The 13,275-nt window shown below is 74.6% G+C and carries 8 protein-coding genes; 5 read left to right on the forward strand and 3 right to left on the reverse strand.

Annotated features, from left to right (window positions below):
• The first annotated feature begins 400 nt into the window (after nucleotides 1-400).
• Nucleotides 401-916, forward strand: a complete 516-nt coding sequence (locus ACFYWQ_RS23085) for a hypothetical protein (protein WP_389518748.1) — start codon at nucleotides 401-403, stop codon at nucleotides 914-916.
• Nucleotides 913-4,161: a tetratricopeptide repeat protein gene (locus tag ACFYWQ_RS23090; RefSeq protein ID WP_389518749.1), complete on the forward strand. Its 3,249-nt coding sequence runs from the start codon at nucleotides 913-915 to the stop codon at nucleotides 4,159-4,161. The genes ACFYWQ_RS23085 and ACFYWQ_RS23090 overlap by 4 nt, the downstream gene beginning before the upstream one ends.
• 107 nt (nucleotides 4,162-4,268) lie before the next feature.
• Here the strand turns inward: ACFYWQ_RS23090 and ACFYWQ_RS23095 are convergent, their stop codons facing one another.
• The gene (locus ACFYWQ_RS23095) at nucleotides 4,269-5,342 is read right to left on the reverse strand and encodes an alkene reductase (protein WP_389518750.1); all 1,074 of its coding nucleotides are present in this window, start codon (nucleotides 5,340-5,342) and stop codon (nucleotides 4,269-4,271) included.
• Between the two features lie 292 nt (nucleotides 5,343-5,634).
• Between ACFYWQ_RS23095 and ACFYWQ_RS23100 the strand changes: the two genes are divergently transcribed.
• Nucleotides 5,635-6,093, forward strand: a complete 459-nt coding sequence (locus ACFYWQ_RS23100) for a MarR family winged helix-turn-helix transcriptional regulator (protein WP_389518832.1) — start codon at nucleotides 5,635-5,637, stop codon at nucleotides 6,091-6,093.
• Nucleotides 6,094-6,327: 234 nt separating this feature from the next.
• Here the strand turns inward: ACFYWQ_RS23100 and ACFYWQ_RS23105 are convergent, their stop codons facing one another.
• Complete coding sequence (locus tag ACFYWQ_RS23105) at nucleotides 6,328-6,960, reverse strand: TetR/AcrR family transcriptional regulator (protein WP_389518751.1); 633 nt, start codon at nucleotides 6,958-6,960, stop codon at nucleotides 6,328-6,330.
• 172 nt (nucleotides 6,961-7,132) lie between these two features.
• Between ACFYWQ_RS23105 and ACFYWQ_RS23110 the strand changes: the two genes are divergently transcribed.
• Together ACFYWQ_RS23110 and ACFYWQ_RS23115 are read left to right on the forward strand one after the other, a co-directional pair.
• Nucleotides 7,133-8,737 (forward strand): MFS transporter, encoded by a 1,605-nt coding sequence (locus tag ACFYWQ_RS23110; protein WP_389518752.1) that lies wholly within the window; start codon nucleotides 7,133-7,135, stop codon nucleotides 8,735-8,737.
• A 27-nt stretch (nucleotides 8,738-8,764) separates the two neighbouring features.
• On the forward strand, nucleotides 8,765-11,440 hold the full coding sequence (locus ACFYWQ_RS23115) for a family 78 glycoside hydrolase catalytic domain (RefSeq protein ID WP_389518753.1): 2,676 nt from the start codon (nucleotides 8,765-8,767) through the stop codon (nucleotides 11,438-11,440).
• 149 nt (nucleotides 11,441-11,589) lie between these two features.
• On the opposite strand, the gene ACFYWQ_RS23120 is transcribed toward ACFYWQ_RS23115, so the two are convergent.
• Nucleotides 11,590-12,921: a DUF3500 domain-containing protein gene (locus ACFYWQ_RS23120; RefSeq protein WP_389518754.1), complete on the reverse strand. Its 1,332-nt coding sequence runs from the start codon at nucleotides 12,919-12,921 to the stop codon at nucleotides 11,590-11,592.
• Between the last annotated feature and the right edge of the window lie 354 nt (nucleotides 12,922-13,275).

Here is a 13,275-nt window from a genome sequence, read left to right on the forward strand (position 1 = left end):
GGGGGATCATGCCCGGCCGCGGCCGAGGACGTACTGCCGGCATGCGAGCAGGCGCGTCGTGGCATCGTGCCGGGCGCGCGGGGCGTGGCCCCGACGTGTGCGGTGACCGGTACGGGCGCGCACCTAGCCGGCCTGCCCGAACGGCGCGCTCCGCGGCGGCCGGGGCATTCCGACGCCGCGCGGGGGCGGGGCACCCCGTAGGGGCGGGCACCGCGCGGCTTGGACGGGGCGCCGGAACTCGGGCAGGAGGGACAGGACGCTGCGCGGAGAGGCGGGGCGGCGTGGCCGGGTGGTGCCGCCGTATGCCGTCGCGAGCGCGGTCCTGCCTACCGAATCCCGGGACACACCGCGTCATGGTCGCTACGGTCGTAGCCTCACCGGACAGTGACAAGGAGACGCGATGCTGGAAGCAGCGGCGGCGGCGCTCGCCCTGGCCGGCGGTACCGCCGTGGTGGGGGCCATGGCGACCGACGCCTGGCAGGCCACGCGCGACCGGGTGATCGCCCTGTTCCACCGCGATCCGGACGAGCAGCGGGCCGTCGCCGCGCAGCTCGACGGCAACAACGCCCTCGTGGCGGGGGCGGAGGACGACGAGCGGGTCCGTGCGGCCCTGCTTCCGGTGTGGCGCCTGCAATTGGAGGCTCTGCTGGCCCACCAGGCCGATGCCCGGCAGGCCCTGGGCGAACTGGTCGCCGAAGCGCGGGCGGGCGGGACCGGCGCGTCCCCGCGGTGGACGCAGACCAACACCGCGCACGACAACGGCCGGGTCTACGCCTCGCTGGGCGGCGACGTCCATGTGCACCCGACCGGCCCCGAACACGCCCCGGCCCCCCTGCCGGTGCCCGCCCCCGACGCCCGTGAACCGGCATCCGAGCCGCACCCCGGCCCCGATGCCGGCCCCGGCGAGCGTCGGTGACGGAGCCGGGCGACGGAACAGCCGCGTCGTCACCGCCCGGCCAGCCCCGCCAGCGGATCTTCGGGAGCGGGTTCGCGTACGCCGCGCTCGGCGCCGATGTCCATGTCTTCCAGGACCGCGGCCCGGTCTACGCGCTGACCGCGTACACCGCGCCCGTCGAGGAGGACGTCCGCCGGCTGCGCGCGCAGCCGAGCCGTCTGCTGGACGCCCGGTTCCGCACCGTGCCCTTCACCGGCCGGGACCGCGAACTGGCCGGACTGGCCCGGTGGCGCGACCGGCCCGACGCCTCGGCCGCCGTCCGGTGGCTGCACGCGCCCGGCGGTCAGGGCAAGACACGGCTGGCGGACGAGTTCTCCCGGCGCAGCGCGGAGGCGGGCTGGAGCGTCGTCCACGCGGTCGGCCACGACGCGGTGCACCGCTCCTCCGGCCGGCACCGGGACCTGCGGGTGCCGGAGGACGCCCCCGGTGTGCTCGTGGTCGTCGACTACGCGGACCGCTGGCCGCTCTCCCACCTCACCTGGCTGTTCAGCAACGCGCTGCTCCGGCAGCCGGTGCTCACCCGGGTGTTGCTGCTGGCGAGGACCACCGACGGCTGGCCCCCGCTGCGCGCCGCGCTGAGCCGGACGCGGGCCGCCACCGACGAGCGGCGCCTGGAGCCGCTGCCGTCCGGACCGGGGGCACGGCGCCGGATGTTCACCGTCGCCCGCGATGCCTTCGCCGCCGCCTACGGCGTCACCGATCCGGCCCGTCTCATCCCGCCCGGCGGCCTGGACCACCCCGACTTCGGCCTGACCCTGGCCGTCCACATGGCCGCCCTGGTCGCCGTCGACACCGCCGTGCACGGTGGCCGGCCGCCCGGCGACATGGCGGGCCTCTCCGCCCATCTGCTGGACCGGGAGTCCCGGCACTGGACACAGTTGTACGCGGGCCGCGCCGAGGGCCGGGCCTTCGCGACCGTGCCGGACGTGATGGCCCGAGCCGTCTTCGCGTCGGTGCTGACCGGGGCCGTCGGCCATCAGGAGGGGGTGGAGGTGCTGCGCCGGCTGGAACCGGGCGGCGAGCCGCAGCGCACCCTGGCCGACCACGCCGTCTGCTATCCGCCGGCCGTCCCCGACGCCGCCACGGTGCTGGAGCCGCTCTGCCCCGACCGCCTCGCCGAGGACTTCCTCGCCCTCTCCCTCCCCGGGCACGGCCTCGCCGCCTTCGCCGCCGATCCCTGGGCCGTCACGGCGGCCTCCGCCCTGTTCGGCGCGGGGGACGGACCGGTGCCCGGCTCCGCCGCCCGCGCCGTGACCTTCCTGACCGCCGCCACCGAGCGCTGGCCGCACGTCGGGACACGCTGTCTGTACCCCCTGTTGCGGGCCGTCCCCCGGCTGGCGGTCGAGGCCGGCGCCGCCGCGCTGGCCGCCCTGGCGGCCCTGCCCGGGCTCGACCCGGCCGTGCTGGAGGCCGTCGAGCCCCATCTGCCGCCGGGCGGGCACACCGACCTGGACACCGCGGTCGCCGCCTTCACCCGGCGGTTCACCGCCCACCGCCTCGAGGTCGAGGACGATCCGTACCGCCGTGCGCACCTGCACGCCGTCCTCGCCTGGCGGCTGCTGAACGCCGGCCGGCACCGGGAGTCGGCCGCCACGGGCCGGGAGGCGGTGCGGCACTGCCGGGACCTGCTGCGGTCGGCCGCTCCCCCGGCCGGGGCGCGCCCCCTGCTCGCCGCCTCCCTGACCCACCTCGGCATCGCGTACGTCCACTTGAAGCGGTACGCGGAGGCGCTCCCCCACCAGGAGGAGGCCGCCGTGCTGTTCCGGGGACTGGTGGAGGACCGGCCGTTCCCGGCCCCCGAGGCACCTGAGGCCGCCGGAGCCGCCCGGGTCGCGGGGACCGTCGCGGGACTCGGCTACGGCCTTCTGCTGCCCCTCGATCCGGCGGCCCTGGGGCATCTCCCCTCGTTCGCGGGCGCGCTGGACAACCTCGGCAGCACCCTGGCCGAGCTGGGCCGGCCGGAGGAGGGCCTGCTGCGGGCCCGGGAAGGGCTGGCGATCCGGCAGCTGCTCGTGCGGAGCGCGCCCGGGCCGCACCGGGGGGATCTGGCGATGTCCTGGCACAACCTCGGCGCCCGGCTGTCCGAACTGGGCCGTCCCGAGGAGTCGTTGCGGGCCACCGAGGAGGCGGTGGCGCTCCGACGCGTGCTCGCGGCCGAGGATCCGGCGGTTCATCTCCCCGACCTGGCCATGTCGTCGCACAACCGGGGTCACGCGTTGGCCGCGCTGGAGCGGCGGGACGAGGCGGTGTCGGCCGGCCGTGAGGCGGTCGCCGCGGGCCGGCGAGCCGCGCGGGCCCACCCGGGCCATCTGCGCCTGCTGGCGGCCTCGCTGCACACGCTGGGCAGCCACCTGTCGCGGGCCGGTCAGGACGCGGAGGCGCTGAGCGTCACCGAGGAGGCGGTGACCGTGCGGCGCCGGCTCGCCGAAGCCGCGCCCGACGTCCATCTGCCCGACCTGATCGACTCGTTGAACAACCTCCAGCTCCTGCTGGGCGGGAGCGACCGGCCGGAAGACGCCCTGCGCGCCGCGACCGAGGCGGCCGAAGCCGCCCGGCGCCTCGGCCTGCCGGACCTGCTCGCCCACGCCGGGCCGGTCCTCACGGCCCTGCGGTGGCGGAGCGTCCGGCTCGGCCGCCTGGGCCGGGACCGGAAGGCCCGTCGCGCGGCACGGGAGACACTGGAGGTGCGCCGCCGGCTGGCCGCCGCCGACTTCGCCGCCCACGCCCCGGGCCTGGCCGAGGCGCTGGTCACCCACGGGAACGCACTCGCGGCTGAGGGCCCTTCGCGGGAGGCGTGCGAGGCGGGCCGGGAGGCGGTACGGATCTACCGCAGGCTGGCGGCCGCCGACCCCGACGCGTACGACGGCCTCCTCGCCGGGGCGATGGACAACCTGGCCGTCGACCTGGCCGGCCTCGGCGAGTGGCGTGCGGCCCTGGACCTGACCGGCCGGGCCGTGGCGCTCTACCGGAGGCCGGCCGCCTCCGGCGTCGGCGAACCCGACCTGATGGCGGCGCTGACGAACTACGGTTCCTTCCTGTACCGGGCCGGGCGCACCCGGCAGGCGCTGGCCGCCGTCGAGGAGGCGGTGACGATCGGCCGGAGGCTGGCCCGCACCGACCCGGCCGCCGACCCCTCCCGGCTCGCCGCGGCCCGCTCCCTCCACGGTCGTCTGCTGTCGGAGACCGGCACCGAGCACGCCCCGTAGGTCCGGAGCGGCCTCCTCCTCCCGGACACCGGTGCGGCCGGGCAGCCGCGCCGGTGTCCGGGAGGAGAGCGGATGCCCACCCAAGCGGAAGGCACCCGCGGAGGGCGTCAGCCCAGGGTGGGGTAGTCGGTGTAGCCGCGGTGGTCGCCGCCGAAGGAGGTGGCGCGGTCGAAGGTGTTGAAGGGGCCGCCGGCGGCGAGGCGGGCGGGCAGGTCGGGGTTGGCGAGGAAGAGGGCCCCGTAGGCGATCAGGTCGGCGGTGCCGTCCTCCAGGAGCGCCAGGGCGTCGGGGCCGGTGGGCTCCGTGCCGGTGAAGGGGTTGAGGACGAAGGTGCCCGGCCACGCCTTGCGCAGCCGCACGACCAGGTCGCGGACGTCGGGGGCCTCCATCTGGTGCAGGTAGGCGAGGCCGAGCGGGGCGAGCGCGTCGACGAGGGTGGTGTAGGTGGCCTCCACGTCCGCCCGGTCGCTCTCGTCGATGTCGTTGAAGGGGTTGCCGGGCGAGACGCGCAGGCCGACCCGCTCGGCGCCGACGGCCTCGGCGACGGCCCGTGTCGTCTCGACGGCGAACCGGACGCGCCGCTCGGGGCTGCCGCCGAAGGCGTCGGTGCGCCGGTTGGTGTTCGGCGCAAGGAACTGGTGGATGAGGTAGCCGTTGGCGCCGTGCAGCTCCACGCCGTCGAAGCCCGCCTCGATCGCGTTGCGCGCGGCGGTGGCGAAGTCGGCGATCGTCTCCTCGATCTCCGTCTCGGTCAGCGCGTGCGGGGTGACGAAGTCCCGCGGGCCCGCCTGCGTGTGGACCTGCCCCTTCGCCGGGACCGCGGAAGGGCCGACCGGGGTGAGGCCGGTCAGGCTGGGGTGGCCTATGCGTCCGGAGTGCATCAGCTGAAGGAAGATCGCACCGCCCTCGGCGTGCACGGCGTCGGTGACCTTGCGCCAGGCGGTGATCTGCTCGGCGGAGTGGATGCCGGGGGTGTCCGGGTAGCCCTGGCCGACCGCCGACGGCTGGGTTCCCTCGGCGATGATCAGGCCGGCACCGGCGCGCTGCGCGTAGTAGGCCGCCATCAGGTCGGTCGGGCTCTGGCCGGGACCGTAAGCGCGGCTGCGGGTCATGGGAGCCATGACGACGCGGTTGGACAGACGGACGCCGCCGAGATCGAAGGGGGTGAAGGCCGTGGTCATGAGCGGGTTCCTGTTCGGGTGGGAGAAGGTGTCCGGCACCCTGTGGCGCCATTACTTGTCCGAACAGGTAAATGTCCCACCACATTCCTGACTTCGCGTGACGTGGATCACTTCACCTTCACCACTCCCGGAGACATACCGGGAATTGCACGATAAGGCACGCAACGCCGGGCAGCGGTAAGCTCTCCCTGTCCGGTCAGTCATCTGTGCGAGAAGGCCCCGAAACGACGTGTCGAAGGAACCAGGCGCCACACCTCCCGCCACCCCCTCCGAGGAAGCGGCCCGTGCCGCGATGCCGCCCTCGGTCCGGGCGGGGGCCATGACCCACGCGATCTTCCGGGTGGCCCGCCTCCACCGGATGCTCGCCGGTCAGCTCCTGCGGCGCGTGGGTCTGCACCCCGGACAGGAACTGGTCATGATGCAGCTGTGGGATCTCGGTCCGCAGCGTCAGACCGACCTCGTGCGACTGCTCGGCTCGGACGCCGCCACCATGACCCGTACGGTCCGGCGGCTGGAGAACGCGGGCTTCGTCCGCCGGCGCCCCTGCGAGAACGACCGGCGCGCCACCCTCGTCGAGCCCACCACCGCCAGCCTCGCACTGCGCAAGGAGGTCGGACAGATCTGGGCGGAACTCGAGGACAGCGTCGTCGCGGACCTGGACGCGGACGAACAGGCCGCGATCATCGGCGTCCTGGAACGCATCGAGGACCGTCTCGGCCGGGCGGCGGAACGGCACGCGCCGCTCGCCTGAGCCCGTACGGCCGGCCGCACGGCACGCGCCGCTCGCCTGAGCCCGTACGGCCGGCCGCACAGCCCGCGCACCCGGGCCACCGGCGCCCCTCTCAGGGGCCCGACATCCGACCCCGCCCCCGATCACCACTCGTATACGGCCGTCAGGCGCGCGAGCCCACGACCGCCCCCGTACCGCAGACGGCCTTCGCACACAGACGACCCCGGCGCCGTACAGGCACCGGGGCCGTCGCGTTCACAGGCCGTGGCCGTCGGGGGTGATGGTGCGGGCGATGCGGTCGGCGTGCAGGCGTACCGCCCCCGCCAGGTCCAGGGCACCCTTGGCGATGACCCACTGCAACTGGAGCCCGTCGCTGACCGCGATGCATTCGCGGGCGACGGCGGTGCAGTCGGTGTCCGCCAGCAGGGTGCCGCGGTCCACGCCGAGCCGGAGGTGGTGGGCGAGTTCCTCGACCGCGCGCTGGTAGCGCTCCGCGAAGAGGGTGTGGGCGGCACTGGTCGGATCGGCGGCCTCGGCGGAGGTCAGCACGAACAGCTCGATGAGGCCGGGTTCGGCGACATGGCGTTCGGTGGCCCCCACCATGGCGCGCAGCACGTCGGGGCCGGTCGTCTCGTCGGGCAGGCGCGCCCACCATTCCGCCGCCGTGGTGAAGCGGTGCTCCATCACGGCCAGAAGCAGGTGTTTCTTGCTGCGGAAGTGATGCAGCAGGCCGCCTTCGGTGATGCCGACGTCCTCGGCGATACGGGACAGTGCGGTGCGGTGGTAGCCCTCCTGGGCGAACCGCTCCGCGGCCGCCTCCACGATCCTCTGACGCCGGGCGATACCGACCGAGTAGCTGCCGCGCGGGGCTCGGGTTCTGCTGCTCATGGACCTCACCGTAGCCAGCCGGGAGTCGCCCGGAAGGACCGAGGGGGCACACCTGCGCGAAGCGCATGTGACATGGATCACCGGCCAAAAACCTAGTGCGCTAGGTTTTTGCTTCGCATCATCATCCGGACACCTCGGCGTAACGAAGCGCCGACCTCCCCCCGGAGCGATCATGAACACTTCGCCCGACCCGGCGCAGCCGCCGACGTCCGTTCTCCCGGCCGCCGAGACCGGCTCGACCGAGACCGGCGCGACCGGCACCACCCCGGCCGGCACCACCCCGGCCGGCACCGCCTCCGCCGGTACCGCGCCGTCCGGCACCGGCACCGCGCCGTCCGGCTCCGGCACCGCGCGGTGGAGCGCACCCGAACTGCGCCGGCTCGCCGCGCTGATCTGGCCCGGTCAGCTCCTGGTGGTGGCGGGGATCGTCGCCGCCAACGCCCAGCCGCAGATCGCCCAGCACTTCCACACCACGCAGATCGCCTGGTTCAGCCTGGCGTTCACGCTGGCCACCATCGCCGCGACCCCGTTCGCCGTGCGCCTCGGCGAGACGTACGGCAAGCGGCGCGTCATGCTCGTGCTGGCGGCGGCCGGACTGGTGGGCGACGTGATCACCGTCGTCGCCCCGACCTACCCGGTGATGGTCGCCGGCCGCGTCATCGGCGGCATGTACGGTCCGGTCGCCGTCCTGGTGCTGGCCGCGGTCCGTGACCTCTTCCCGCCGCGCAAGGTGGCCGTCGCCCTGGGCACCGTGGCCGGATCGGTCGGTGTGCTCAGCCTGATCACCCCCCTGCTGTCCGGCTGGCTCCTGGACGCCTTCGGCTGGCGCGGCGCCCTGTGGTTCCTGGTCGGCTCGACCGTGGCCGCCATGCTCCTGCTGCTGTCCGTGCCGGAGACCCCGCGCCGGGCCGCCGCCGGCAAGCTCGACTGGCCGGGCGCCGTGCTGCTCGGCGGCGGTCTGGCCCTCGTGGTCTTCGCCCTCGGGCAGGGCGGCGACTGGGGATGGTCCTCCACCGGGTTCCTCCTGGCACTGGCCGCCGGGGCGGTCGCGCTCGCCGCCTTCGCCGGCTGGGAGCTGAAGGTGACCACCCCGATCCTGGACCTGCGCATGCTCCGGCGCCGTCCGGTGGCCACCGTCCTCATCGGCTCCTCCGTCCCGCAGGCCGCCTTCTTCGCCTCGCAGACGATCCTGATCTTCCTCGCCCTGTTCCCGGCGATCCCCCACGTCTCCGACGGACTGGGCTGGACCACGACCCACAACGCCGTCGTCGGCATCCCCGCCGGACTGATCACCTTCGCCGCGGGCGTCGGCGTCGGCCACGCGGTCCGCAAGGTCAGCCCCCGCACGGTCTGGTACCTCGGACTCGCCCTGCTGGCCGGCGGCATGGTGCTGGCCGCCCTCTACCACCGTGACGCCACCCAGATCGTGCTCACCGGCGTGGTGATGGGGCTGGGCGGCGGCATCCTGATGTCCGGCCAGCAGGCCATGATCGTCTCGGTGGTCTCCCCCGAGGAGCAGGCGGCGGCGAACGGCATGTCCTCGCTGCTGACCCAGGTCTTCCTGACCCTGACCAGCCAGATGCTGTACACGGTGCTCGCGGCCGACGCCACCGTGGTGCAGGGCACGGCCTTCTACCAGGACCAGGCCTACACCAACGCCTACCTCGCCATGGCCGCCGTCGTCGGCCTCGGCCTGCTGGTCTCCCTCGCCATCCCCCGGCTGCGGCGCCCCACCGGAGAAGCCGTCTCCCCGGAAACCGCCCCGGCCACCGCCTGACCCCCCACCGGACCGGAAGGAACGACCGTGCCCTCGCCCCGTCCCACTCGCCTGCGGGTGGAACACCTCAGCCGCCCCCTCGGTACGCACGTGCGCAGGCCCCGCCTGTCCTGGCGGCTGCCGCAAGGCGCCACCCGCCAGCTCGCCTACCGCGTCCGGGCGGGCGACTGGGACTCGGGGCGGGTCGCCTCCCCCGACACCGCCTTCGTCCGCTACGGCGGTCCGGCGCCGGCCTCCGCCACCCGCACCGACTGGCGGGTGAAGGTGTGGACCGACCTGGGCGAGAGCGACTGGTCGGAGCCGTCCTGGTGGGAGACCGGTCTGCTGGAGCCGGACGACTGGCGGGCGCGCTGGATCGAGCCCGTGGAGACGGCGCCCGCCCCGGCCGGCCACCGCCCGGCCCATCTCTTCCGCCACGGCTTCGCGCTCCCCGGCGCGGTGCGCTCCGCCCGCCTGTACGCCACCGCCCACGGCGTCTACGAGCTCTTCCTCAACGGCCACCGCGTCGGCGACGAGGAGCTCACCCCCGGCTTCACCGCCTACCGGTCCCGCCTCCAGGTGCAGACGTACGACGTGACGGACCTGCTCACCGCCGGCGGCAACGCGCTCGGGGCCGTGCTGTCCGACGGCTGGTTCCGCGGCCGGCACGGCTTCCTCCGCGAGGCGGACGGCTTCGGCACCCGCACCGCCCTGCTCGCCCAGCTCGTGGTGACGCACACCGACGGCACCACCACGACGCTCGGCACCGGCCCCGACTGGCGCACCGCCGAGAGCGCCGTCACGGCCGACCTGATGGACGGCCAGAGCACCGACCTGCGCGCGCACGAGCCGCGCTGGAACGCACCGGACTTCGACGACAGCCTCTGGGACAAGGCGCAGAGCGCCGACGGCGGGCTGTACGCCGACTTCACCCGCCTGACGGGCCCCACCGCGCCGCCGGTGCGCCGGGTCGAGGAGATCCGGCCGGTCTCGGTGACCGAGCTGCGCCCCGGGCACCACGTGGTGGACCTGGGCCAGAACATCAACGGCTGGGTCCGGCTGACCGGCCTGGGACCGGCCGGCACCGCCCTCACCCTGACGCACGGCGAGGCCCTCGACGAAGACGGCGACGTCACCACCCACAACATCCGCGCCTTCGACTTCGCCACCCACCGCCCCCTCCCGGCCGGACAGGTCGACACCGTCGTCTCCGCCGGCCGCCCGGGCGAGGTGTTCGAGCCCCGCCACACCACCCACGGCTTCCGCTACGTCCGCGTCGAGGGCCACCCCGGCCCGCTGACCGCCGACGACGTCACCGGCGTCGTCGTCCACAGCGACCTGACCCGCACCGGCTGGTTCTCCAGCAGCGACGAACGCGTCGACCGGCTGCACGAGGCGGCCCTGTGGAGCCTGCGCGGCAACGTCTGCGACGTGCCCACGGACTGCCCGCAGCGGGAGCGCGCCGCCTGGACCGGCGACTGGCAGGTGTTCGTGCCGACCGCCGCCTTCCTGTACGACGTCGCCGGATTCACCGCGAAGTGGCTGCGCGACCTGGCCGCCGACCAGTGGGCCGACGGCCGGGTGCCCAACTACGTGCCCGACCCCGCCGACGAGGCCGCCCGCCGCGCCTCCTTCGAGGGGGGCACCACCGGCTCGGCCGGCTGGGGCGACGCCGCCGTCATCGTCCCGTGGGAGATGTACCGCGCCTACGGCGACCTGGACGTGCTGCGCGAGCAGTACCCGTCCATGCGCGCCTGGGTCGACTACGCCGCCGGGCAGGCCGCGACCCGCCGCCATCCCGACCGGGCCGCCTCCCGCCCGCGGCCGGCGCCGCACGAGGAGTTCCTGTGGGACACCGGCTTCCACTTCGGTGAGTGGCTCGAACCCGGCGTCACCCCGGACCTGGACCCCTCCCGCGACCGCGGCGACGTGGCCACCGCCTACCTGCACCGCTCGGCCGGCCTGCTGGCCCGCACCGCCGCCCTGCTCGGCCACGGCGAGGACGAGGCCCGCTACCGGCGCCTCGCCGAGGGCGCCCGCACCGCCTGGCAGCGCGAGTACGTCACCGCCGACGGCCGGGTCACCCCCGACACCCAGGCCGGCCTCGTCCGCGCCCTCGCCTTCGGTCTGCTCCCCGAGGAGCTGCGCGCGCCCGTGGCGGACCGGCTCGCCGCGCTGGTCCGCGCCGCCGGCACCCACCTGACCACCGGTTTCCTCAGCACCGGGCTCCTGCTGCCGGTGCTCGCCGACCACGGCCATCTCGGCCTCGCCTACGAGCTGCTCCTCCAGGACTCCTCCCCCTCCTGGCTCGCCATGATCGACCAGGGGGCGACCACCATCTGGGAGGACTGGCAGGGCACCGACGAGAAGGGGCGCCCCAAGATGTCGTACAACCACTACAGCAAGGGGGCGGTGATCTCCTTCCTGCACCAGTACGTCGCCGGCATCCGCCTGCCGGACGCCCCCGACGCGGACGCCTCCGGATACCGCCGGTTCGTGATCGCCCCGCGGCCGGGCGGCGGGCTCAGCTCGGCGGCGGCCCGCCACGACTGCCCGCACGGCACGGTCCGCTCGGAGTGGCAGCGCCACGGCGACCGCTTCACGCTCACCGTGCAGATCCCCCCGGGCACGGAGGCCGAGGTCCACGTGCCCGGCTCCGGGCAGGTCACCGCCGGTCCCGGCCTGCACACCTTCACCGGCGCCCTCGCCGCCGACGCCGGGTAGACCGCCCACGCGCACCGGGCCCGTCCCGCGTCACGGGCCCGGTGCGCGCCACGCGTACGACGGCTGATCCCCGGACCGGGTGCCCGGTCCGGGGATCAGCCGTCGTCAGGGTCGCCGGGCGTGGCGCACCGCCGCCCGCCGTCAGCCGGTCACTGGTGGTGCGGCGAGGTCAGGTAGTGCTGCCGCAGCAGTTCCCGGCCGTAGTCGTTGCCGTTCGGGGTGCGGATGATGGAGTGAACGTGCTTCTGGGTCGCTCCGTCGCCCTGCTGCGCGCCGTAGGCACCGGCCAGCGGGCCCGGGGCCTGGCAGTCGACCTCCACCCAGACCACGGGGCTGTGGACGCGGACGTAGAAGGCGTCGTCGTCGCCGGTGCCCCCGGCCCAGGTGACGTAGGTGTCGTCGAGGTACTTGCGGACCTCCGCCATCCTCACCTTGGCCGCGTCGGCCTTGGCGCGTCCGACGAAGGCCTCGACGATGCCGAGGAGCTTGGTCTTCTGGGCGGCGTCGAGGGCGTTGCCGCGCAGACCCGTGTACTCCTGCACCGCGTTGTCGGAGAAGGCGCCCGCCTTCATCGACTCGTTCGACTTGGTCGAGGACTCGATGGCGACCGCCTGCTGCGCCGTGGTGAGGGAGTTGATGAAGGCGAGGCCGGCGACGACCTCCTCGTGGCACACGGTGACGGTCTCGCCGTCGATCTCCATCGAGGTCGGCTCGGAGCCCCAGAAGCAGGGGCTCATGACGACCTGGTCGCCGAGGACGAAGTAGTTCACGACCAGGTGGTGGCCGTCGAACTGGAAGCCCCAGGGCTCGCTGTCCGACGGGGTGCCCATCACGGTCCAGTAGTAGGCGTCCTCGTTGAAGGAGTTCGTGTTGCCGATCGCCTCGCCGGCCGCCTGGTTGATCTTGCGGATCTTCTCCGTGGTCTCCAGGCCGTCGGCGCTCAGCGCCGCCTTGAGGAGAGCCGTGCCCAGGGCCTTCTGCGCGTCGGTCAGGTCGGCGAGGGAGACGCCCTGGCGTTCGTAGGAGTCGACGTTGCTCCACAGCCGCCACTCGGTGGAGTGGACGGTGAACTGGGTCGAGGTCTTCTGGTCGTCGGTGAGGCCGGCCAGGAAGGCGTTCGCGGCGGTGATGACGGGGGCGGTGTCGACGCCGGTGGAGTGGATCGTGAAGAGGTCGTCGATCCGCTTGCCGTCGGTCGTCAGGCCGAAGAAGTCCTCGGTGATCGTCATGTTGCCGGGGCCGCCCGCACCGCCGCCCGGGCCGCCGCTGGGGGCGCCGCTCGGGACCGCGCTCGCGGTGGCGTCGGTGGTGTCGTCGGCGAGCGCCGCCCAGGCTCCCGCGCCGCCCATCGTCGCGACCGCGGTGGCGCCGGAGGCGAAGAAGACCTTGCGCATGAAGTTGCGGCGGCTCGCGTGGGCGTGCCGGCCGGCCTCCGGCCCGGTCTCTCGTGCCGCGGCGTCCCCGGTGTCGAGCTCGGTCATCGTCGCCGGCTCCCTTCGTCCATGGGCCCACCCGGTGTGGGCTCCCTGCCGGATCACCCTGCTGCACCGAACTGAGTCCCCGCTGAACCACGTACGACGCAGGGGCGGAAAAGGCCGCACGACACCCCTGCGCGACCCCACTGACCTGGGATTATGTGGAGGTGCTGAGGATTTGCGGGCCGCGCGCCTGCACAGGGGGCGGAGGCGGACGCAGGGGGCGAACACGGCGCGAGGGACGTACGCGGCGCGAGGGCCGCACGCGGCGCGAGGGCCGCACGCGGCGCGAGGGCCGCACGCGGCGCGAGGGCCGCACGCGGCGCGAGGGCCGCACGCGGCGCGAGGGCCGCACGCGGC

The sequence above is a fragment of the Streptomyces sp. NPDC003247 genome, assembly GCF_042888135.1.
Taxonomy (GTDB): domain Bacteria; phylum Actinomycetota; class Actinomycetes; order Streptomycetales; family Streptomycetaceae; genus Streptomyces.

Bases quoted from the DNA above. Each gene is read 5' to 3' on its own strand.
- ACFYWQ_RS23085 (WP_389518748.1), top strand. From the start codon at position 401: ATGCTGGAAGCAGCGGCGGCGGCGCTCGCCCTGGCCGGCGGTACCGCC.
- ACFYWQ_RS23095 (WP_389518750.1), bottom strand. From the start codon at position 5,342: ATGACCACGGCCTTCACCCCCTTCGATCTCGGCGGCGTCCGTCTGTCC.
- ACFYWQ_RS23100 (WP_389518832.1), top strand. From the start codon at position 5,635: ATGCCGCCCTCGGTCCGGGCGGGGGCCATGACCCACGCGATCTTCCGG.
- ACFYWQ_RS23105 (WP_389518751.1), bottom strand. From the start codon at position 6,960: ATGAGCAGCAGAACCCGAGCCCCGCGCGGCAGCTACTCGGTCGGTATC.
- ACFYWQ_RS23110 (WP_389518752.1), top strand. From the start codon at position 7,133: ATGAACACTTCGCCCGACCCGGCGCAGCCGCCGACGTCCGTTCTCCCG.
- ACFYWQ_RS23120 (WP_389518754.1), bottom strand. From the start codon at position 12,921: ATGACCGAGCTCGACACCGGGGACGCCGCGGCACGAGAGACCGGGCCG.